Source organism: Dyella solisilvae, assembly GCF_003351225.1.
GTDB lineage: Bacteria > Pseudomonadota > Gammaproteobacteria > Xanthomonadales > Rhodanobacteraceae > Dyella > Dyella solisilvae.
Genome location: NZ_QQSY01000002.1, coordinates 1,081,236 through 1,103,408 on the forward strand (window position 1 = coordinate 1,081,236; position 22,173 = coordinate 1,103,408).

Here is a 22,173-nt window from a genome sequence, read left to right on the forward strand (position 1 = left end):
GCGCGCCGAACTGGCTCAGAGGTCGGCCCAGTAGCGGATCAGGTTGTGATAGATGTTCGTCAACTGACGGACCTGCGGATCATTGCGGCCAAGGCGTCCCACGAGTTCCTGGATCGCATTGTCCATGTCGAACGTCATGCGTCGGGCGTGGGTGTCCTTGATCATGCTCTGCACCCAGAAGAACGAGCAAACGCGCACACCGCGCGTCACGGGTGTGACCAGGTGCAGACTCGTCGACGGATACAGGACCAGGTGTCCGGCGGGGAGCTTGACCTTGTGTGAGCCGTAGTAGTCCTCGACGACCAGCTCGCCGCCGTCGTATTCATCGGGCTCGGAGAGAAAGAGCGTGACCGAGAGGTCGGTGCGGATCCGCAGGCGCGTGAGCCTGTCGCCGCGGATGCAGTTGTCGACATGCTCGCCGAAGAACTGTCCAGGCCGGTAGCGATTGAACAACGGCGGAAATATTTCCAGCGGAACGGCCGCGGAGATGAACAACAGGTTGTTGGTGAGCGCACTGATGATGCGCTCGCCAAGCTTGCGCGCCACCGCGCTGTCCGGCGGAAGCTGTTCGTTCTGCTTCACTTCCGCCGACTGGGCGCCGGCGGTTGAGCGTCCGTCCTCCCATTCATGGGCATCCATGATGCGGCGGAACTCCGCCACTTCATCCTTGCTCAGAACGTCGGGTATGCAGATGAGCATGCGTGGATCACCTAGAACGTGACGTTGGCGCTCAGCGTCAGGCTCCGGCCCGGAGCCACCATGATGAAAGGCTGGGCGCTTTGGTAGAGCGAATCGTAGTACGTCCGGTTGAAAATGTTCTGGGCGTACAGCTTCATGGTGACGTGGGTGCTCACCCTGGCCTCGGCAAAGGCGTCGAAGCGCCAATAGGACGGCAGCAGGGTCGGGTTGGGCGGATTGGGGTAGGCGACACCGCCGTTCGCAGCCAGCAGCGAGCCGCCCTTGATCTGGGAGGCGTAGACACTCTGGCCGCCAAGCTCCAACCAATTGTTGACCTGATACTTGGTCAGGAGGTTGAAGGACTGGTGGGCGATGTTGGCCAGCTGCAGCCCGACGTTGGTCGGGACGATCGACTTGGTGATCCTGGACTGCATGAGCACGAGGCCGCCCAATACACTCCAGCGATCGGTGATCTTGCCGGCGACTTCGAAGTCCAGGCCTTTGACGCGATAGGCCGCTCCGGAGACGATCTCGCCGCTGGTGTAGCCGGGCAGGTTGGCCGGCGCCGTCTCGCGAGCATTGGTCACCTTGGTCTGGAACGCCGCGGCCGTCGCAAGCAGGTGACGGTCGAAGAGTTCCCACTTCGTTCCGATCTCGGCCGCCTTGCTCTTTTGCGGGCCGTAGATCTGCGTGGCGTTCTGGGTCGGCGACAGGCCGCCATAGCCGCTGGAGGTTGCATCCAGCTCATCGCCCACCGGGTCGGCCGCCGTGGCATAGGCTGCGTAGATGCTGCCATTGGCGGCCGGCTTGACCACGATGCCCGCGTTGTAGCTGGTGATGCCTGAGTCGTCCGTGCGCGAGCTGGTGTTGTTCGACGCGGTGATCTTGTAATCGTCGTAGCGTATCCCGCCATTGACGATGATGAAGTCGTTATAGCTGGCGGTATCCATCAGGTAGCCGGCGCTGGTGTCGACCTTGTACCTCAGTGGATTGCCGGTCAACGCAGGCGTATGCGCGCTGTAGATGTAGTTGATGGGGTCATAGACGCTGACGATGGGGGCGCCGCTCGAGGTGATCGCGACCGGGCCCGTGGTGAGTTCCGAGGTCAGGCCCGTGTAGCTGTCGATGCTGATCTTTTCGCTGGAGAATTCGCCGCCGAGTATCGCCGTGTTCTTGATCGGGCCGGTATCGAACCTGAAGATGGCCTGGGGCTGGTCGGCCAGCACCGTGACGGGTTCGTAGCGGCTCTGCGCATTGAGCTGCACATAGCCGGAGAAATGCGTCGGCGTGGACGCGTAGGGCGCCGTGACGGGATTGGTCGCGCTCGGGTTCTCGGCAATCGTGCCGATGTAGTTGAGTAGCGAATGGCTCGCCCGGGCGTTGTTCTCGAGTGTCACCGCTTCGTTCACGTCCCACTGCGCGTCGAGTGTGCCGAGATTCTGGGTCGACTTGGTGAAGTCGCGGTTGATCGCGCCGTAGAACGTGTCGCGCGGAACGTCGCCTTCCGTCACCGGTTGGCGTGTGACCTGGTTGTACGGGACACCGAAGTCAGGCAGGCCCCACAGGTGGGTATACGAGTAGCCAGCCTTCACGGTGAAGTTCGAGGTGGGCTTGAAGGTGACCGCCGTCGCGATGCCGGTGCGGTTGTCGGTGGAGAAGTTGCGGCCCGGCACGTCGGCATTCTGAGCCATGCCGTTGATGCGGAAGTCGAGCTCGGGGCTCAGCGAGCGGTTGATGTCGAACGTTCCGCGCTTCATCGACGCGGTGCCGACATCGCCATCGAGCTTGGTGAAGTCGACGTCGCTGGCTTCCTTGGTGACGATGTTGAGGGCGCCGCCGGTCGTGCCTCGTCCCGCAAAGGACGACGCCGGGCCACGCAGAATCTCGATCTGCTCGGTGTTGAAGTTCTCGCGGATGCTCACGCCCGGATCGCGCACGCCATCAACGAAAACGTCGTTGCGGGCGTCGAAGCCGCGAATGAAGAAACGATCTCCGAACGCATTGCCGCCTTCACCCGACCCCAGCGTGACGCCCGCGGTCGAGCGCAACACGTCGCGCAGCGAGGTTGCGTCCTTGTCTTCCAGCGCTTCCTTGGGGATGACGGTCACCGAGCGCGGCGTGTCCAGCACCGGCTGTGTGAACTTGCTCGACGAAAGCCGATCGACCTTGTACGGGGCCATCGGATCCGCGAAGGGATTGGCGTCAAGGACGGTGCCCTGAACGGTGATCTTCGGCAGCACCTGCGCCTGGCTGGCGTCGCTGGATTGGGTATTGGTGCTGGTAGTGATGCTGGTGTTGCCGTTGCTGTCCTGCGCCATGGCCGGCGGCATCGCCGCAAACGCGAGCGCAACGCAGGAGCTGAGCAGGGTGGCTTTCAGCGAGGCGTTGTCGAGCTGCCTGAGCGGCGCGGGGGTGAGGTCGACCATCGATCGGCTTCCAGATTGTTGTATGAGTAAAGTCGTTGCGTTCGTGGGCTTGTCATCGGCGCCATCGGTGCGCCAGGCGCGACGCCGTTGGCCCAGGACTCCGCCTTCTTTCCGGCGGTCCGCCCCGGGGCGGCACTGTCGGCGCGGGGGACCGGCCCGGGCGCAGGAAGGGCAAGCCGCGACCTGGCCTGTCCGGTCCGGGCGCAAATTCATGCGGAAATGACGCCCACGGGCTTCGCATCACGCGCCGTATCAAATACGAACGATTCCTATTAATGTATTTGACGAACGTCAAATCATTGTCGGGGCCAGCATCGGTCACCCGGCGACGGGGAGCGGTCAGGGCTGATGGGCAGGAACGTGCTGGTGATCGAGGACAGTCCCGGCCAGGTAGCCAACCTGTATGGCTACCTCGAGCCGCGAGGCTTTGTGCTGGACGTGGCGCTCGACGGCAAGGCGGGACTGGATCTGGCCTTGCGCGAGTCCTATGACGCCATCGTGCTGGACTGGATGCTCCCGGGCATGGACGGTCCCACCGTCGTGAGGCAGCTGCGCAATGCGGGCTCGACCGTGCCCGTGTTGATGCTCACGGCCCGGTATGAGCTCGATGACAAGATCGAAGGCTTTCATTCGGGCGCGGATGACTATCTCACCAAGCCGTTTGCGCTGGCTGAGCTTGAGGTGCGGCTGGAATCACTGATCGCTCGCGCCCAGGGGCGTCGCCACACGCTCCAGGTGGGCGACCTCCAGTTCAACGTCGCCACGCGCGAGGCCCGCCGCGGGGAGATGCGCCTTCAACTCTATACCGCCATTACCAACCTGCTTGAAGTGCTGCTCAAGGCGAGTCCGGGCGTGGTCAATCGCAGCGTGCTGGAGAACGCTGTGTGGGGCGACAGCGTGCCGGACCGGGATCTGCTGCGCTCTCACATGTACGAACTGCGAAAGCGCGTCGACGGACCCTTCCCGGTGAAGTTGATCCGAACCGTGACGAAACTCGGCTATCGCATCGCCACGCCTGAAGAGCTCGATTCATGAGCGGCCATGCAAGCCTTCGCAGGCGACTGGTCATCGGCGTGGTCTGCTTTACCACCGCGATCACCATCACGACCACGGTCATCGGCCTGTGGTTCGACGAGCAGGCCGAACATCGTGTATGGGAAGCGATGTTCAGAAGCGCGTCCGTCCATCAGGTGGCTGACGCGCAGGAAAGTCGACGGCTCGTGGAACCACCGTTCCTGGCGTTCGGCGCCAAGGCGGGCACGCCGGCTCCAACGGAATTTTCGGGTCTGGCCCCGGGAATTCACGACGGCATGCGGCTTGGCGATCGCACTTACGTGATCGATGTCGAGGCGGGCGACAAAGGCCCGGTTGTCCTCGCGCTGGACACCACCGACCTGGCGCGACGCAAGTCAAGGCTCGATCTGGAAATGATCGCTTCCGCCCTTGTCATTGTGTTGCTGCTGATTGGCGTGACCTATCTGGCGGCCCAGTGGCTGGTCAAGCCATTGATCAAGCTGAGCACCGTCATGGCGAAGCTTCAGCCGGGCGCCAGTGGCCAGCAGATTGAAGTGCGACCCTCGGATCCGGCGGAGGTGGTCGTGATAGTGAATGCCTTCAACGCCTACCTCCGGGAAATCGACGGATACGTCGCAAGAGAGCGCAAGTTTCTCAAGATGGCCAGCCATGAGCTGCGCACGCCACTCGCGGTCATGTCCGGCGCGGCGGAAGTGGCCATCGAACAGCCGACGATCGAACTGGCGAGGACGCACATGGCGCGCGTCATCGATGCATCCCGGTCCATGCACGATCTGGTCGAATTGTTGCTCGCCCTGGCTCGTGACCCGGCGCGGTTGCAGGCAGGTGTGGTCACGGTGGACCTGGCGAGGCTTGTCCCGAAGATCGTCGCCGAGCATGAACATCTGCTGGAAGGCAAAGAGCTCGCGATCACCTACGGCGACATGTCCGCTACCGAGATGTCTCTTCCGCTGCCGATCGCCGCGTCCGTGATCGGAAACCTGGTCCGCAACGCCATCGAGAACAGCAGCCGGGGCGCCATATCGGTCTCGCTGGAAAACGGTGAAACACTCGTCATCAGGGATCCAGGGACGACCATGTCCCCCGAGGAGCGAAGCCGGCTGCAAGCCAAACTCGCACGCGCAGGCGTGGGCCGGGGAGATGGCATCGGGCTTGAACTCGTGGAGCGGCTTTGTGATCACGCCGGCTGGATGCTGGAGTTGCAGCTGGGCGCCACCGGAGGCACGACGGCGAGATTGGGTTTTCGATCCGGCGAAGCCACGCGCGCCCCCTGCATGGTTGCCAGGATGTAGCCCGGGGCACCGCCTTCGCGGCGAGCTTGATCCAACGCCTGATGGTCTGCCGGGTGTCGCCGGCCAGGTTTTGGCTTTCGCCTCCCAGGGGATACGTCGCAAGAACAGGGCGCCTTTTTGCCGCAGGCTCAGGCAGGAACTTGATTTCTAAATACGACTGATTATCATCTGCGGCAAGAACACTAACGAGCCGTGCCGCCCCTGAGCACGGCCAAACTGCCCCAGGATCCATCGCCCATGTCTGCTTTTATCTGCAGAAGCACGCTTCTGGCAGCGATCTCGCTCGCCTTGGCGAACCCGGCTCACGCCGCTGACCCGGCCGACGGCGCGACGCCCTCGTCCAGCAGCACGACGTCCCCGTCCAGCAGCACGCAAGGGGACGACAAGAAGAGTGTCGACCTCGAGGCCGTCAACGTCGTCTATTCCACGACCAAGACCGAGACGCCCGTCGTCGAGATCCCGCAGTCGGTGAGCACGATCACGCCCGACCGCATGCAGCTCTATGGCGTGCAAGGCCTGGACGAGGCCGTCCGCTACATGGCGGGCGCGGTGGGCGGCAGCTACGGCGCCGACCCGCGCAGTGACTGGATCCTGGTGCGCGGCTACGACCCTGCGAAGTTCCTTGATGGCCTTGCGTTGCCGAATGGCGCCTGGACCGCGGATTCGCGTCTCGAGCCCTACGGCCTCGAGCGCGTCGAAGTGAACAAGGGTCCGTCTTCCACCATGTATGGCCAGCTGCCGCCCGGCGGCATGATGGACATGACCAGCAAGAGCCCGAGCCTGGAGGCGCCGCACGAGGTCATCGCGACCGTGGGCAGCTTCGGCCAGAAGCAACTGGCGGGCGATACCGGCGGCCAGCTCGACAACGATGGCCATTGGCTGTGGCGCGTGGTGGCGCTGGCGCGGCAGGGCGATTCGAACATCAAGCATTCGAAGGACGACCGCTATTACTTTGCGCCGGGCCTGACCTGGCAGCCGGACGACGACACCTCCTTCACCCTGTTGCCGCGTTACCAGCGCGCCCTGTCTGTCGGCGTGGGCGGCTTCCTGCCCTCGCAAGGCACGCTGTATCCGAATCCGAACGGCCAGATCCCGCGCGACGTGAATCCGGGCGAGCCGGGCTACGACCACTACTGGAAGACCGACGAGTCCATCGGTTACGACTTCTTCCATCGCTTCAACGACGTGTGGTCGTTCCGCCAGGACCTGCGCCTGCAGAACGAGAAGGTGGATCACCGCTCCATCGGCAGCCTGGGTCTGGAGGAAGACCTGCGCACCCTCGATCGCTACAACTATCCGCTGGTGGACCACGCCAACGTGTTCGCCGTGGACAACCAGGTTGACGCGAAATTCGATCAGGGCAGCGTGCAGCACAACGTGCTGATGGGCGTGGATTACCTGCACAGCCGCAACGACTACAAGTCCGGCTTCGGCGCCGCGCCGTCCATCGACATCTTCGATCCGGTCTACGGCCAGCCGATCCCGCCTGCGCCGTTCACGTACCACACCAACAGCCTGCTCGAGCAGCTGGGCGCCTACGCGCAGGACCAGGTCACCATCGGCAAGTGGGGCATCACCGCCGGCGGCCGGCAGGACTGGGTCAGCAACGATGTCCAGGACCTGATCGCCGGCACGCGCGAGAAGCAGAACGACAACGCGTTCTCCGGTCGCCTCGGCGTGAACTACACCACCGACGTCGGCCTCGTGCCGTACCTGGCGTATTCGCACTCGTTCAAGACGACAGTGGGCACGACCTTCGACGGCAGCGCGTACAAGCCGACCACGGGTGACCAGTACGAAGGCGGCCTGAAGTTCCAGACCCCCGATGGTCGCACGCTGATCACCGGCGCCGTCTATCAGCTCACGCAGAAGAACGCGCTGACGGTCGACCCGAATCACCTGTTCTTCTCCCTGCAACAGGGCCAGACCCGCACGCGCGGCGCCGAGCTCGAAGCGAATGTTGCGGTGACCGATGCCCTGAGCATGACGGCCGCCTATGCCTATACCGACGCGAAGGTCACGCACGCGAACGACGCCACGTTGGGCAAGCAGGTTGCGCTGGTGCCCAAGCAGCAGGCATCGCTGTCGGCCGACTACAGCGTGCGCGGAGGCGCGCTGGCCGGCCTCGGCTTCGGCGGTGGCGTGCGTTACATCGGCCCGCACTACGGCGACGCGAACAACGAATTCCGCACCGGCGGCTACGTGCTTTACGACGCCAACGCCCATTACGACGTGGACCGCTGGCGCTTCCAGGTCACCGCCGCCAACCTGTTCGACCGCACCTACGTCAGCGCCTGCAACAGCGCCATCTGGTGCTATTACGGCTACCCGCGAGAAATCACGGTTTCCGCCCGTTATCGCTGGTAACCGCCCCGGCGGACTCCCCGGTCAGCGTCCCGCCGCCGCTTCGGCGGCGGGCGCCTTCAGGCGCTCCACCTCAGGGTGGCCAAGGCGGGACGGGGCTTTCGGCTGAAGCCGGATTCCCGTTTCTCGGGGCCATCCTCGCCTGCGAAAAGCGCAGGAAATTACCGAGACAGGCAACACCACGGCGGCCTCGGCCAGACGCGCCGCGCCGGTGGATTGCACCAAGCCCGGGCATTGTCCATGATGGTGCAATGGGCGAGACAGCAGATCGTGGCTGGGCCGAGCCGCTGGCCACCGGGGTGGCGCTGGCGGACGGGCAGTTGCGCCTGCGCTGGGTGAATCCGGCGCTGGCGGAGCTGCTGGATATCGGACCGCGCAGCGCGGTGGGGCAGTCGCTGGCGGTGTTGCTGCACCGGCCGGAATGGATGGCGCTGGCGCATCGCGCCTTGCACGAGCCTTCGCCGATGCAACTGCGCGGCATCGAGGCGCCGGCAGATCGCAGCGACGGCGGACGCATGGACGTGTCGATGCAGCCGCTGGCCAATGGCGACCTGCTGCTCGAGGTGCACGCGCTGGCGCCCGCGGTAGCTGCAGAAACGCCGTTATCGGCCACGCTGCGCGGCTTTGCGCACGAGGTGAAGAACCCGCTGGCCGGTCTGCGCGGCGCCGCGCAGCTGTTGCAGCGACGCCTCGATGACGAGCAGCTGCGCTCGCTCGCGGGCATGGTGATCGCCGAGGCCGATCGTCTTGCCGCGTTGGCCAATCGCCTGCTGCGCCACGGCGGCGCGGCGCGACTGGGCCCGGTGAATATCCACGAACAACTCGAGCGCCTCGGCGACCTGCTGTTGGCCGAGCCGGCGCCGCCTGGCATCCGGCACGACTACGACCCCAGCCTGCCCGACGTCCACGGCGACGCCGACCGGCTGCTGCAAGTGCTGCTCAACCTCGCCCGCAATGCCATCGAAGCCGGCGCGCGCACGCTCACTTTCCGCACGCGCGCGGAACCGTCGGCGCGGTTGGGCGATCGCGTGGCGCGCATGGCGCTGCGGGTCGATGTGATTGACGACGGCCCCGGGGTGCCCGAGGCCTTGCGCGACACCCTGTTCGAACCGCTGGTCTCCGGTCGTCCCGACGGCAGCGGCCTGGGCCTGGCGCTGGCGCGCGAGATCGCGCGCGAACACGGCGGCGAGCTGCGTTACGCCAGCCGCCCGGGCGAAACCGTATTTTCCCTCTATCTGCCGATGGGGCATGGCCATGACTGAGCCACGTGCCGAGATCTGGATTGCCGACGACGACCGCGGCGTGCGCTTTGTGCTGGCGGAGGCCCTGCGCGATGCAGGCCTGAACGTGCGCGAGTTCGGCAGCGGTGACGAGGTGCGCGCCGCGCTGCGCGATGCGCGTCCGGCGCTGCTGCTCACCGATGTGCGCATGCCTGGCGAAGACGGCCTGACCCTGCTGTCGGCGCTGAAGAACCAGGGCGTGGGACCGGTGATCGTGATGAGCGCCTACACCGATGTCGCCACCACGGCGGCGGCCTATCGCGCCGGCGCCGTGGACTACCTGGCCAAACCCTTCGATCTCGACCAGGCGGTGGCGGCGGTGCAACGCGCGCTGGCCGATGTGCCGGCGGCGACTGCCGTCGCGCCACCGCCGGCGCCGCCCACGCATGCCTTGCTGGGCGAAAGCCCGGCCATGCGCGAAGTGTTCCGCCTGATCGGCCGCGTCGCCGCGAGCGATCTCAACGTGCTGATTACCGGCGAGACCGGCACCGGCAAGGAGCTGGTGGCGCGAGCGCTGCATGAGGAAAGCGCGCGGCGTGACAAGCCGTTCGTGGCGCTCAACACGGCGGCCATCCCGAGCGAACTGCTGGAGAGCGAGCTGTTCGGCCACGAGGCCGGCGCCTTCACCGGCGCCACGCGCCGACATGCGGGACGATTCGAGCAGGCCGAGGGCGGCACGCTGTTCCTCGACGAGATCGGCGACATGCCGCTCGCCTTGCAGACGCGGTTGCTGCGCGTGCTCGCAGGTGGCGAGTTCTATCGCGTGGGCGGGCGCGAGCTGATCCGCGGCAACGTGCGCATCATCGCCGCCACCCATCAGGACCTCGATACACGCGTGGCCGCCGGCCAGTTCCGCGCGGACCTCAAGCATCGCCTGGACGTGGTGCGCATCGAGCTGCCCGCCTTGCGCCAGCGTCGCAGTGACATCGCGCTGCTGGCGCAGCATTTCCTCGCCGCCGCCGCGCGTGAGCTGAAGCTGCCGGCCAAGCGTTTCTCCAAGGCCGCGCTGAAGGCCATCGCGCAGCGCGACTTTCCCGGCAACGTGCGCGAACTGGAGAACCTGTGCCGACGGCTGGCGGTGATCGCGCCCGGCATGGAAATCCTGCCCGCCGACCTGGGCAACTCCGCGGCGTCATCGAGCGCCGGCGGCTGGACCGATGGCCTGCGCGAATGGGCGGTGCAGGCGCTGGCCGATGGCGAGGTGGACATCCACACCCGCGCCCGTGAGGCGCTGGACCAGACCCTGCTGCAGGTGGCGCTGGAAGCACACGAAGGCCATCGGCAGCACGCCGCGGCTGCGCTTGGCGTGGGCCGCAACACCCTGACCCGCAAACTGGGGGCCTCGCGACCGCGACGCCCCTCCAAACCCTGAGTCGACGCCGCATGACCATCACCATCCGCAACGCCGCACGCGCCGACATCGCCGACATCGCCGCCTGGAACCAGGCCATGGCTTGGGAGACCGAGCAAAAGGCGCTCGATCCCGCCGTGCTCGCGCGTGGCGTCAGCGCCGTGTTCGACGAACCGCGCCGCGGCTTCTACCTGGTCGCCGAGCGCGACGGCGTACCTTGTGGCTGCCTGCTGGTCACCTACGAATGGAGCGACTGGCGGGCCGGCGACTTCTGGTGGATCCAGAGCGTCTACGTGGCCGAGGCCGCGCGTCGTGGCGGCGTGTTCCGCCAGCTCTACCAGAACGTGCGCGATCGCGCCGCGCAGGCGCGTGCGGTGGGCCTGCGCCTGTACGTGGAGACGGAGAACGAACGGGCGCAGCGCACTTATGCGGGCTTGGGCATGGAGCGCTGCCACTACTTCATGTACGAAGAGGAGTTTCCGCGGGGCTGAGGCGGCGACTCGCCTCAGTCTTCCGCCAACTGCAGCGCGAGTTCCTCCGGCGGCAGCGCGCCGCCGAACAGGAAACCCTGCAGCAATGAGCAGCCGGCGCTGCGCAGGTGCTCGGCCTGGGTGATGGTCTCCACGCCCTCGGCCACTACCGTCATGTCCAGGCTGTGCGCCATGGCGATGATGGCGTCGGTGATGGCCGCGTTGTCGGCATCGGTGGCGATGTCACGCACGAAGGTGCGGTCGATCTTCAGCGCGTCGATCGGGAAGTACTTCAGGTACGACAGGCTGCAGTAGCCGGTGCCGAAATCATCCAGCGCCAAGCTGACGCCCAGTTCCTTGATGTGCTGCATGAGCGCGCGGCTCTGGTCGCCCGCCGACATCACCATGCGCTCGGTCAGCTCCAGTTCGATCAGCGACGGCGGAAGCTGCGCCTCTTCCAGCGCCGCCTTCAGCGTGGCGTGGAAATCCGGGTGCTGGAATTGCGGCGCGGCCACGTTGACCGCCACCACGATCGGATGCCCGCTGCGGTACCACTCGCCAGCCTGCCGGCAGGCCTCGCGGATCACCCACTCGCCGATCGGCACGATCAGGCCGGTTTCTTCGGCCACCGGGATGAACTCGTCGGGCAGGTAGACGTCGCGGCCATCGAGCTGCCAGCGCAGCAGGGCCTCGGCGCCGACGATGGTGTCGGTGTTGGCGTCGACCTTGGGCTGGTAGTGCAGGTGCAGGTGGCCGCGGCGCAGGGCCTTGCGCAGGTCCTGCTCGATGCGCAGTCGCGCGGCGGGGCGTTCGCTCATCGACGGCATGTAGAAGCGGTAGCCGTTGCGGCCCTGCATCTTCACTTCGTACATGGCGATATCGGCATTGCGCAGCATCGACTCCGCGTCGTGCGCGTCATCGGGATACACGCTGATGCCCACGCTGAAGCTGACATGGCTCTCGCCGGGCCGGCTCGCGGCCTCGGACTGCCACAGGCGCATCAGCTTCTCGCATAGCTGGCTGGCGCCGGTGCGCCCATCCACGTGCGAGAGCAGCACCACGAACTCGTCGCCACCCACGCGGCTGACCGTGTCCTCGTTGCGCAGGCTGCCGCGCAGGTGCTCGGCGAACGCGCGCAGCATGCTGTCGCCGGCCGTGTGGCCGAGGGTGTCGTTGATCTGCTTGAAGTGATCGATGTCGATATGCAACAGCGCCGCCTGGTCGTGGCGGCGCAGCGCCGACGCCAGCACCTGTTCCAGGCGCGACTGCAGCAGGCTGCGGTTGGGCAGGCCGGTCAGCGTGTCGTGCTGGGCCAGGTGCGCCATCTTCAGCGCCAGCGCACGTGTTTCGCTGACATCGTGGAACACCAGCACGCCGCCGATCACGCTGCCCGCGTGGTCGTGGATCGAGGCGGCCGAATCCTCGATCGGCGTCTCGAAGCCGTTACGGTGCAGCAGCACGGCGTTGCCCTTTAGCTCGACGATGGCGTCGCGCGTGATGGCGTCGGTCAAGGGGCTGAGCATCGGTTCGCGGGTGCGGCCGTCGATCAGCCGGAACACCTCGCTCATCGGTTTGCCCACCGCCTCGGCGTGGGTCCAGCCGGTCATCGCCTCGGCGATCGGGTTGAGCGAGGTGACGCGGTCCTGCAGGTCGGTGGTGATCACTGCGTCGCCGATCGAGCGCAGGGTCACTTCCGCCAGCTCGCGTTCGCGGAACAGCGCTTCCTCGTAGGCCTTGCGCTGGCTGATGTCCTGGATCTGCGCCACGGCGTTATAGGCCTCGCCGTCGCCGTTGCGCACCGGCGACACGCTGAGCAGCACGTGCACGCTGTGGCCGTCGCGATGGATGTAGCGCTTCTCCAACTGGTAGGTGTCGCGCTCACCGGCGCGCATGGCGCGCGCCATTTCCCGCGACATCGCCACGTCGTCGCTGTGGGTCAGGTCGGGCAGGGCCATCGACAGCAGTTCCTGCTCCGAATAGCCGAGCATCTGGCACAGCGCGTCGTTGACCCGCAGCATGAGGCCGCCGGTGGAGACCAGCGCCATGCCGATGGGCGCGTGCTGGAAGGCGCCGTAGAAGCGTTGTTCGCTCTCGCGCAGCTGGGTCTCCAGGGCATGGCGCGCGGTGATGTCGATGAACACCGTGAACACGCCGCGCACCTGGCCGTCTTCATCGAAGTCGGGCTGGAAGTTGCCGTGCACGTAGCAGCGGGCCTTGCCGCTGAACAGTTCGCCCTCGTACACCGCCGGCAGGCCGTCGAGGGCCTGCTGCAGGCAGGCGCCCGCCTGCTCCATGCTCCAGTGATCCATCACCTCTTCGACCGTGTGGCCGACCAGCCGGGCTGGGTCGACGCTCATCCACGCCTGGTGGGTGCCGTTGGCGAAACGAAAGCGGCGATCGCGGTCGATGTAGGTGATCAGCGCGGGCGCCCCGTGCAGGACATGCGAGGCCCACGGGTCCTCGTTGCCGGTCGGTGTGAACTCGCGATCGCTTTGACGCATCTAGGTTGACGCCCGCCGGCGCACCCTCCGCGCCCATCGCCGCATGATGCGCCAACTTCGAGTCACTGTGCAGATGGCCAGTGATCGGGGCGCGCCCCGGTTGTGATGAAGCTCGCGTTGCCGTCCCTGAAGGGATCGGCAGCAGTACGTTCGCACGTCTTCCCCGCTTGCGCGGGAATGACGCGTGCATGAAGGTTCGCTAGTGCAACGGCTGCACCGGCGCGCTGAGCTGCCCGTCGGCATCCAGCTCGATGCGTCCCAGCGCATGCAGATCAGGCGCAATGCCATGGCGTTCAGCCAGCTCGCTCACCAGTGGCCCCAGCGCGTTGGGGTGCAGTGGATAGCCATGCGCCAGCACGCGGGCGCGGCCACCACCGCTGCGCTGGGCGAGCGTCACGGCGACCACGCCGAGTCCGGGCGCCTCGTGCGCGTACAGCGCCGGGGCCTGGTAGTCGGTCTCGACAGACGCCAGCGTCTCCAGCAGGTAACCGGCGCCGGGCGTGCCGGACGCCAGCACCATCGGCAGGTGGTGGGCCTCGAGCAGGGCGGCGTACTGGCGCAGTTCGAACACCACGCCGGCGAGGTCATGGGCCCGTTGTGCCGGCTCGCCGGCGTGGGCGCGCAGCCAGTCGGCCGGCGACTGCACCTGCACCTGGCCGTCGCGGTAGAGCAGGGCCAGGCCACGTGCGCTCAGCGTGGATTCCTCGCGATAAGGCGTGAGCAGCGCCGCTTCAAGCAGCGTCCACAGCGGGGCCAGGTTGACGTGCTCGTATTGCACGCAGGTCAGCGCCAACAGGTCGTTGCGGCTGAGGTAGCGGGCGTGTTCCAAGCGCACGCCGAGCGTGCGCATCAGCCAGTCCGCGGTGCGCTGGCCCGCTTCGCCGCGGCCGACCAGTTCCACTTCGAGCTGTTCCGACAGCGTTTCGGCAAGGGCCTCGGGCGCCAGCAGGGAGATCGGCAGCAGGCGCATCGGGCCGTCGGCAAAGGTGGCCTCCGGCTCCAGCGGCTGGGCGGGCATGTGGCCTTCATGGGTGCCGAAGGCGACCACGTTTTCCACATGACCGCGCGGCACGCGACGGGCCAGCTCATCGAGCGTGCCCCACACCGGGAAGCCCGGGCGCAACAATTCCACCGCGTCGAACAGGGCGCCGGCGATCGCCAGCCGCGCCTCGCCGACCTGCGGCACCAGACCATGCAGGTCCTCGGCCACCAGGGCAGCCAGTTCGGCCGCCTCGTCGCGGCTCAGGGTCCGGCGCGAGGGAGCGTCCCCGGCCGACAGTTCCAGCGCCAGCACCACCGGTAGCGCGACGAGCGATTGAGCTTCCACGGATGACCAACCCGAACGGCAAAGAACCAAATTCTAGCATTCGCGACTTTTTGGGCTTCCGTGGCGCAACGGCGCGGGTTAGCCTTGACGACTCGGCTTTTCTGGACCGTTCCAGCCATGGAAAACACGCTCAAGCGCGTCGGTGTGATCGGCGGTATCCGCATCCCGTTCTGCCGCAATAACACCGCCTACGCCGATGTCGGCAATTTCGGCATGTCGGTGAAGGTGCTTGGGTCGCTGGTTGAGCGCTATGGCCTACATGGTCAGGAACTGGGCGAAGTGGCGATGGGGGCGGTGATCAAGCACTCCTCCGAATGGAACCTGGCCCGCGAGGCTGTGCTTTCCTCGGGCCTGGCGCCGACCACCCCGGCGATCACCACGGCGCGCGCCTGCGGCACTTCGCTGGACAACGCCATCATCATCGCCAACAAGATCGCCACCGGGCAGATCGAGGCGGGCATCGCCGGCGGTTCGGACACCACCAGCGACGTGCCGATCGTGCTGGGCGAGCGGCTGCGCAAGCGCCTGCTGGCGGTCAATCGCGCCAAGGGCTGGCAGGACAAGCTGCGCGCCGCCAGTCAGGGCTTTTCCTTCCGGGAATTGAAGCCGGCCTTTCCGGGTGTGGCTGAGCCGCGCACCGGCATGTCCATGGGCGACCACTGCGAGAAGATGGCCAAGGAATGGCGCGTCAGCCGCCAGGCCCAGGACCAGCTCGCGCTGGACAGCCACCACAAGCTGGCGGCCGCCTACGAGGCGGGCTTCTTCGAAGATCTGGTGGTGCCGTTCCGCGGTTTGAAACGCGACGGCTTCCTGCGTCCCGATTCCACCCTGGAGAAGCTGGCTTCGCTCAAGCCCGCCTTCGACAAGAGCTCCGGCCAGGGCACGCTCACTGCGGGCAATTCCACCGGCCTGTCCGATGGCGCCGCCGCGGTGCTGCTGGGCACCGAGGAATGGGCGGCCCAACGCGGGCTCAAGGTGCAGGCGTGGTTCCGCGATGCCGAAGTGGCCGCGGTCGACTTCGTGCATGGCGAGGGCCTGCTGATGGCGCCCACCGTGGCTGTGCCGCGCATGCTGGCGCGCCATGGCCTGACCCTGCAGGACTTCGACTTCTACGAGATCCACGAAGCCTTCGCCGCCCAGGTGCTGTGCACGCTGCGTGCGTGGGAGAGCGCCGACTACTGCAAGAACCGCCTCGGGCTCGAGCAGCCGCTGGGCGCGATCGATCCGGCCAAGCTCAACGTGCACGGCTCCAGCCTCGCCGCGGGCCATCCGTTCGCGGCCACCGGCGCCCGCGTGGTCGCCACGCTGGCCAAGCTGCTGGAGCAGAAGGGTTCCGGTCGCGGCCTGATTTCCATCTGCACGGCCGGTGGCATGGGCGTCACCGCCATCCTCGAACGCTGAGCGGCGCCCGCGCGCCGCACGCGACCTGGCGATGTTTCGCTTGCGTACGATGGTCGGGCTGAGCGCGTTGGCCCTGCTGGTCGGCATCGCCGGCACCGCCTGGCTGAGCAGTTTGACCAGTGACTGGGACGGCCCACCGGCCGGCCACGCGGTGAGCCACGCCAATCCGATCCGCGCCGTGCTGCGTCGTCATCCGCGTCCTGCGCGGACGGCGGTCGCCGGCGCGCATCACGTCCTGCCTCCCGCTGCGGCGACGACGCGATCGCCGGCGGTCGCCGACCCGCCCAGCCTCACGCCGGTGGACATGCCTCCGCTTGCTGCTTCGCCTTGGAAGCGCGAGCCGCTGGTGAATGGTCGGGTGCTGCTGCGTGTCAGCGTCAATGGCGCCGGCCAGGTGACCCGGGCCGAGGTGGCCCACGGCAGTGGCAATGCAGGATTGGACGATCGCGCGCTGCGCACCGTGCAGCACTGGCGCTTCGCGGTTCCGGCGGATCACCCGGACGGTCTGACCGGTGAACTGCTGATGCGCTTCGACGCCGACAGTCCACCCGTCGCCCGCAGTCCTTGATGCATGAGCGCAGGCCGAGCGCGATCCATCGTGGCGAACGGCGACAACGTGCTCAATCGATGGATTGAAACGCTGCGTTCGCGCACGGGGCGCCCTGCTACAGGACGCCCTTTACGCCGGCGCCGAACGCGGTGATCAGGCGCGTGTAGATCAGCTTTTGCGAAACGTCCACCTCCGGGAAGTCACCCACCGGCGTGTAGCAACTGAAGAAGCCGGGATCGCTTGGACGCATCGGTGTGCAGCCCGCCTTGAGGTCGTAGCTGGTGGCGTAGCGATAAGGCCACAGGTCGAACACCGGCAGGCTTGCCGAGACGTCGCCGATGGCCATGCTCAGGCTGCTCTGCTGGCGCGGCGCCACCACCCAGGCGTTCTCGGGTTGGGTGTCGCGCAGGATGCTTTCGCGCAGCTCGCCGGCGAAGCGCGCGTCGTAGACGATCACGCCCGCCTCGGTGTTGTAGTGGTCCGAGCGCGGATCGAAGTTGTGTGAGCCGACCATGGCGAAGTCGTCGTCCACCACGATCGATTTGGCGTGCAGGCCGAAACGCCGGCCCGGCGTGATCAGCGGGGCGGGGCGGTTGCGCTTGGTCAGGCCGCGGCTGCCGAGCAGGCCGCGCTCGGTGCCCATGCGGCGACGGACCTTGTTGCCCGCCTGCGCCGGCGCCACCGGCCCTTCGTCGGCGGACGCTTCGGCGTTGTCCTCGGCCGGTCCGGCCGCGTGCGGTTTCATCTCGTAGATCTCGAAACCGTCTTCCTTCAGGTAGTGCTTGCGGTGCTTGTAGGACAGCGCATACACGGCGAACGCGTCGGTGGAGGCCAGCGAGTTGGTCGACACGATGATGCGGGGGGGCGACGGGTTGTTGCGCAGGCGCGCGAACACACTCTGGGCGCGCTTGCTGAGCACCAGATAGGGAGTCTGCAGCACGACCTCCTCCTTCGCGGCCCCGATCAGGCGCATCAGGTGGGCGGTGAATTCGCGGGCCTGACGCTCCTGCGGTTGCTCGGTCTTGGCGGGCAGGTCGCTGAAATAATCCACGCGGCCGGTGCGCAGGGTTTCCGACACCAGCGCGTCGTCCAGCCAGTCGCCGTCCTCGGACTCGGACTGCACGCGCGCCACGCGTTGTGGATGGGTGTAATGCGGCGGGGGCAGCGGCTTGGGCTCCTTGTCGCCGAGCAGCTGGCCGTTGACGTCTCGCAGATGGGTCAGCGGGGTCGAGCGCTTGTGGTTCCAGAATTTCTCGAAGCTGGCGGCCATCGCCTTGGCCGCCGGGCCACCCACCATTACGTCGCGGTCGACGTAGTCGAAGTCGTCGTCCCAGTCGAAGTAGCGGTCCTGGTAGTTGCGCCCGCCGGTGATGCCGATGGTGTCGTCCACCAGCAGCAGCTTGTTGTGCATGCGCTGGTTGAAGGTCATGAAGCAGCACACGATGCTGGCGCTGAACTCCACCACCGAGGTCTGCGCCTTGTGGAAGGTGGGGTTGTACAGGCGCACCTCGAGGTTCTCGTGCGCGGTGGCCAGTCGCTCGAGCTCCACCGGGTCGCCGAAGGAGAACAGCTGGTCGGCCAGGATGCGCACCTTCACGCCACGTCGCGCCGCCTTGAGCAATTCATTCAGCACCAGCTGGCCAGCGTCGTCCTGGTCCCAGATGTAGGTCTGCACGTCGATGCTGTGCTGCGCGGCGCGGATCAGGTTGAGCCGCGCGACCATCGCCGCCTCGCTGTCGTTGAGCAGGGTGACCACGTGCACGGGCTGTTCGGCGGTGGAGTCGGCCATCGCCTGCTGCGCGGCGGCCAGCAACGGCGAGTTGATCGCGCAGTGGTCGGGTTGGTCACAGTCGAGCGCGTGGCTGGTCTCGGCCGCGACCAGCGCGTCGGCGCGCCGCATGCGCGCGGGCGACACGCTGCATCCCGAGATGGTCAGGATCGCAACGAGCAGAAAGTAAAAGGCGATCCCGCGCTGGCGCATGGGCGGATGATACGGGGAGCCTTCAGCGCTTGGCGTAATCCAGGCTGATCATCATGCCCAGCTCGACCTTGTCCGACAGCGCGGCGCGGTGGCCGCTCATCCCGTAATCGCTGCGCTGGATGGTGCCGCGCACGGATATCACGCATTGCTGCGGCGAGGTGAGCGGGCAGCGCGAGGGCAGCAGCTCGAAATGCGCGGGATGGGTGATGCCGCGCAAGGTCAGCGTGCCGTCCAGCTCGCCACCCTTCTCCAGCGTCGCCAGCGATATCGGTTCGGACACGAAGCGGATCGAAGGATAGTGCGACACATCGAAGAATTCCGGCGCAAGCACCCAGCGCCGGATGCGGTCCGAACTCATCTGGATGCTGTCGACCGTGATGCGCGCGTCCACCACCGCGGTGTCGTGCAAGGCGCTGAGGGTGACGTCGCCGTCGATCTCTTCGAAACGTCCTGCGATCTGGCTGAGCCAGAACAGGCGCACGCCGAAGTCGGCGTGCGAGCGGGTGGGATCTATTCGGTAATCGGCGGCATGGGCCGGTAGTGCGGCCAGCAACAGCAGGGCGCTGCGGGCGAACCACCGGATCATGGGGACCAGAAGGCGTCCAGTCGGGCGTTGCCGGGTTCGAGCGCGCCGTCCAGGTGCAGCACCGCCAGGCCGCCGGGAGGCATGCCGCGGAATTCGTCCGAGCGGCCTTCCACCAGCAACGCCACCAGCCGCTCGATGCCCGGGTTGTGGCCCACCAGCATCACCGTGCCGGCATCGCCGTGCTCGTCCAGCAGGGCGAGCAATTCGCCGGGGGTCGCTTCGTAGATGTCGTCGGCAAACTTCAGCGCCGGCTCGTGCTTGAGCGCGGCTAGCGCCAGCGAGGCGGTGCTGCGCGTGCGTTCGGACGGGGAGCACAGCACCAGGTCCGGCTTCAGCCCGCGCTTGGCAAGCCATTTGCCGGCGGCGCGCGCCTCCTGTTCGCCGTGTCCGCTCAGGCGCCGGCTGTGGTCTTCCCCACCCTTGGGGGCCGGTTGAGCCTCGGCGTGACGCAACAGGATGAGCTCGTGCATGGTTCATGCTCCTTCAAGGAGGTGGCCGGCGGGCCGCCTGGTTCAATGCTGGCGTTTGATCCAGCGCAGGAGATGTTTCCAATCCTCCTGGTGGCTCCGGACGTTTTCCGAAGCGTAATCAAAGATGCCCTTGCCGAGTGCGGTGAGCAGCACATAGGCCTGGCTGTCACGCAGCTGCGCCACCAGCGGAAACGGCGCCTTTTCGGCCAGCAGCGTCATGGCGTCCTGGCTGGCGTTGGTCCACGGCTTGAGGCGATTGCCCACCAGTCCCACCGGCAGTTTGCCGCGCTTGATGCGACCGATCTGTTGCAGGTGCCCGAGGAAATCGAACGTGGCATCGAGGTCAAACGTTGACGGCAGCACCGGCACCAGCACCACGTCGGCTTTTTCCAGGTAGGGCTCCAGATCGCGCTCCTGGGCGCCAGCCGGTGTATCGATCAGCACGCGCTGGGTGTCATCGGGGAGCCTTTCCAGCGACTTGCGTCCGCCTTCCATCGCCAGCACCCCGGGCACGCTGTCCGGACGGCGGCTGGCCCAGCGGAATCCGGACAGCTGGCGATCGGCGTCGACGATGGCGGTGTGCTTGCCGTCCTGCGCCCAGTGCGAGGCCAGTTGCGTGACCAGCGTGCTCTTGCCGCAACCGCCTTTGCTGCTTGCTACCAGTACCGTCAGCATGATGCTGCCCCTGTGACCAGGTCTGGTCCAAGCCTACACGATGGCGCGGGCAGCCTGGCAAGCGTGGAAAGCAACCATGCGGTTCAGCCGGCCTTGCCGGGTTCCCAGTCGGCCGGGGCGTCGACGGCGATGTTGTAGTCGCGCAGCGCGGTGAGCATCAGGCTCATCTCGGTGCCGCCGCTGCGGGCCAGCGTTACCAGATGCTGGGCCAGCGCGGCGTCACCCGTGGCGCGCGCCGACAGCTCGGAGAAGCTGCTCACCTGCCACACCAGGTTGCGGCGGGCGCGGCGGGCGTCTTCCTGCTGGGCCGGGTCGTCGGCCAGCACTTCGCGCAGATGCAGGCCCAGCGAGCGGGCCAGCGGGCTGGAACCCCATTCGAGCAGCTTGCCGAGCTTGAGGCAGTCGGCCTTCACGCCGGCGTCGCCGGCCCCGTCCTCGCACAGCCGGGCGGTCGCCTGCAGGCTGGGTTGCGGTTGTGTCCCGGCCAGGCCGAACACCATGGTCATCTGCACGCCGATGGCGCCGGTGGCCGACAGCGGGTTGATCACGGCCGGCGGCGGCGGCAGCAGGGCCACTGTGGTGGCCAGCGCCTTGAGGCTGGACCCGGTGTAGTCGTCGTAGAGCTTGGCGGCGGCGGCCTTGGCCAGGTCGTCGCGGGCCGCGTCGGTCTTGCCGTCGTGCGCGTCCTGGCCGAGCTTGAGCAGCCACACGGCGGCGTTGTCCGGGGCTTGCGCCACCAGCTTGTCCATCGCGTCGGCATTGGGGCAGGCGTCGGCCTTGGCGTCGCAGTCGGTCAGGCGCACCCAGTTGATCTCCGGACCCGCCCCCTCGGCCTGGGACGCACGCTCAATCAGGCTGTGGAAGCTGTTGAACTCGGGCACGTCGACCAGCGGCCGCGCCAGCAGGGCGCCGCCCAGCAGCGGGATGGGCGCGGCCTGCGGGGCGATCACGCTGACCAGGTCCTTCTGGAAGGCCAGCAGGGCCTTGCGGCGCGCCACCTCTTGCTTGTCGAGCGTCGGGGCCTTGGTCTTGGCCGCCAGGGCGGGGCCCGCGAGGGCCGCAAAAACCAGTCCGAGCGCCAGCAGCTGCCGTCCGCGCATGGAAAAATCCTTGTCAAAGCGAAGCGGGCAGCATACCGCCGAAGCACTAAGGCGCCACTGAATCAGTCTCACGCGCCGGCGCCCGTCCTACCTGTTTGCAGGGGGCAGGGCCGTCGGTGAAAGCCGGCCGGCCGCCGGTCGAACCAGCGGACCGAGGTCCTGCGGACAGGCAGGACGGGCCGCAACGTATTAAATTCAAAGTGATGGGGTGGCCTTCCAGGCATCCTGACGACGGCGAGTCTGAATCCGTGTTGCCTTAAGCTCGCCTGATCCGCCGGAAGCGTGAGGCGCGAGATTGAGCGCCAGCTTGCTAGCATGGCCGCTTCGCGACGCCCCGGGATGGCCTGGCCATCCTGCGCAGCACAGGAGACTGCTAGTGAACGACCTTTCCATGTTGGCCGACGCACACGCGGCCCCCTGGTTCGTAGGCTGGGGCACGCTGGCCCTGATCAATGCAGGCCTGGCGCAGGGCAAGAACCGCAGTGGCCTGCTGTGGTTCTTCCTCGCGCTGGTGTTCGGGCCTTTCGCCACGCTGGTGCTGGTGATCATGCCCAAGGCAAGGCAAACCTTGTTCTGAGCACCCGCAGGGCTGTGAGGGCCGGCAGCCTGGTGCTGGCTTTCCGCGTACAAGGCCGCGAAATGAAAAAGGAGCTGGCCTCGACGCCGGCACGGCGCGTTGACCAACT

Annotated in this window: 18 protein-coding genes; 9 read left to right on the forward strand and 9 right to left on the reverse strand. The window is 66.8% G+C overall.

The features are described from left to right. Nucleotides 1-15 precede the first annotated feature (15 nt). Both DVT68_RS11875 and DVT68_RS11880 read right to left on the reverse strand, forming a co-directional pair. The gene (locus DVT68_RS11875; protein ID WP_114825251.1) at nt 16-699 is read right to left on the reverse strand and encodes a Fe2+-dependent dioxygenase; all 684 of its coding nucleotides are present in this window, start codon (nt 697-699) and stop codon (nt 16-18) included. Between the two features lie 11 nt (nt 700-710). Further along, nucleotides 711-3,104 carry a TonB-dependent receptor gene (locus DVT68_RS11880; RefSeq protein ID WP_158543497.1) on the reverse strand — a complete coding sequence of 798 codons (2,394 nt, stop codon included), beginning with the start codon at nt 3,102-3,104 and terminating at the stop codon, nt 711-713. Between the two features lie 348 nt (nt 3,105-3,452). Between DVT68_RS11880 and DVT68_RS11885 the strand changes: the two genes are divergently transcribed. The 6 genes from DVT68_RS11885 (at nt 3,453) to DVT68_RS11910 (ending at nt 10,917) form a co-directional block, all read left to right on the forward strand. Then, the gene (locus DVT68_RS11885; RefSeq protein ID WP_114825253.1) at nt 3,453-4,139 is read left to right on the forward strand and encodes a response regulator transcription factor; all 687 of its coding nucleotides are present in this window, start codon (nt 3,453-3,455) and stop codon (nt 4,137-4,139) included. Then, nucleotides 4,136-5,431, forward strand: a complete 1,296-nt coding sequence (locus DVT68_RS11890) for a sensor histidine kinase (protein WP_114825254.1) — start codon at nt 4,136-4,138, stop codon at nt 5,429-5,431. The genes DVT68_RS11885 and DVT68_RS11890 overlap by 4 nt, the downstream gene beginning before the upstream one ends. A gap of 237 nt (nt 5,432-5,668) precedes the next feature. Further along, entirely contained in the window at nt 5,669-7,798 is a 2,130-nt protein-coding gene (locus tag DVT68_RS11895; RefSeq protein ID WP_114825255.1) for a TonB-dependent siderophore receptor, read from the forward strand. Nucleotides 7,799-8,046: 248 nt separating this feature from the next. Beyond that, on the forward strand, nt 8,047-9,057 hold the full coding sequence (locus DVT68_RS11900; RefSeq protein ID WP_114825256.1) for a two-component system sensor histidine kinase NtrB: 1,011 nt from the start codon (nt 8,047-8,049) through the stop codon (nt 9,055-9,057). Beyond that, nucleotides 9,050-10,447, forward strand: a complete 1,398-nt coding sequence (gene ntrC, locus DVT68_RS11905; protein ID WP_114825366.1) for a nitrogen regulation protein NR(I) — start codon at nt 9,050-9,052, stop codon at nt 10,445-10,447. Before DVT68_RS11900 ends, ntrC begins: the two co-directional genes overlap by 8 nt. 11 nt (nt 10,448-10,458) lie before the next feature. Next, the gene (locus DVT68_RS11910; RefSeq protein WP_114825257.1) at nt 10,459-10,917 is read left to right on the forward strand and encodes a GNAT family N-acetyltransferase; all 459 of its coding nucleotides are present in this window, start codon (nt 10,459-10,461) and stop codon (nt 10,915-10,917) included. A gap of 14 nt (nt 10,918-10,931) precedes the next feature. Here DVT68_RS11910 and DVT68_RS11915 read toward each other — a convergent pair whose 3' ends face one another. Both DVT68_RS11915 and DVT68_RS11920 read right to left on the reverse strand, forming a co-directional pair. Next, entirely contained in the window at nt 10,932-13,397 is a 2,466-nt protein-coding gene (locus DVT68_RS11915; RefSeq protein ID WP_114825258.1) for a sensor domain-containing protein, read from the reverse strand. Nucleotides 13,398-13,596: 199 nt separating this feature from the next. Beyond that, nucleotides 13,597-14,724, reverse strand: coding sequence for a hypothetical protein (locus tag DVT68_RS11920; protein WP_114825259.1), 1,128 nt, complete (start codon nt 14,722-14,724; stop codon nt 13,597-13,599). A 117-nt stretch (nt 14,725-14,841) separates the two neighbouring features. On the opposite strand from DVT68_RS11920, the gene DVT68_RS11925 reads away from it, so the two are divergent. Together DVT68_RS11925 and DVT68_RS11930 are read left to right on the forward strand one after the other, a co-directional pair. Further along, nucleotides 14,842-16,125, forward strand: a complete 1,284-nt coding sequence (locus tag DVT68_RS11925; protein WP_114825260.1) for an acetyl-CoA C-acetyltransferase — start codon at nt 14,842-14,844, stop codon at nt 16,123-16,125. 31 nt (nt 16,126-16,156) lie between these two features. Beyond that, nucleotides 16,157-16,693, forward strand: a complete 537-nt coding sequence (locus DVT68_RS11930) for an energy transducer TonB (RefSeq protein WP_114825261.1) — start codon at nt 16,157-16,159, stop codon at nt 16,691-16,693. 97 nt (nt 16,694-16,790) lie between these two features. Here DVT68_RS11930 and DVT68_RS11935 read toward each other — a convergent pair whose 3' ends face one another. The 5 genes from DVT68_RS11935 to DVT68_RS11955 form a co-directional block, all read right to left on the reverse strand. After that, complete coding sequence (locus DVT68_RS11935) at nt 16,791-18,656, reverse strand: phospholipase D-like domain-containing protein (protein ID WP_114825262.1); 1,866 nt, start codon at nt 18,654-18,656, stop codon at nt 16,791-16,793. Between the two features lie 22 nt (nt 18,657-18,678). After that, nucleotides 18,679-19,242: a YceI family protein gene (locus DVT68_RS11940; RefSeq protein WP_114825263.1), complete on the reverse strand. Its 564-nt coding sequence runs from the start codon at nt 19,240-19,242 to the stop codon at nt 18,679-18,681. Beyond that, complete coding sequence (locus DVT68_RS11945) at nt 19,239-19,712, reverse strand: SixA phosphatase family protein (RefSeq protein WP_114825264.1); 474 nt, start codon at nt 19,710-19,712, stop codon at nt 19,239-19,241. The genes DVT68_RS11940 and DVT68_RS11945 overlap by 4 nt, the downstream gene beginning before the upstream one ends. A gap of 42 nt (nt 19,713-19,754) precedes the next feature. Then, nucleotides 19,755-20,387 (reverse strand): ParA family protein, encoded by a 633-nt coding sequence (locus tag DVT68_RS11950; RefSeq protein ID WP_114825265.1) that lies wholly within the window; start codon nt 20,385-20,387, stop codon nt 19,755-19,757. Between the two features lie 83 nt (nt 20,388-20,470). Further along, nucleotides 20,471-21,487, reverse strand: a complete 1,017-nt coding sequence (locus DVT68_RS11955) for a hypothetical protein (protein WP_114825266.1) — start codon at nt 21,485-21,487, stop codon at nt 20,471-20,473. 376 nt (nt 21,488-21,863) lie between these two features. On the opposite strand from DVT68_RS11955, the gene DVT68_RS11960 reads away from it, so the two are divergent. Then, complete coding sequence (locus DVT68_RS11960; protein WP_425477484.1) at nt 21,864-22,064, forward strand: antitermination protein NusB; 201 nt, start codon at nt 21,864-21,866, stop codon at nt 22,062-22,064. Nucleotides 22,065-22,173: the final 109 nt, after the last annotated feature.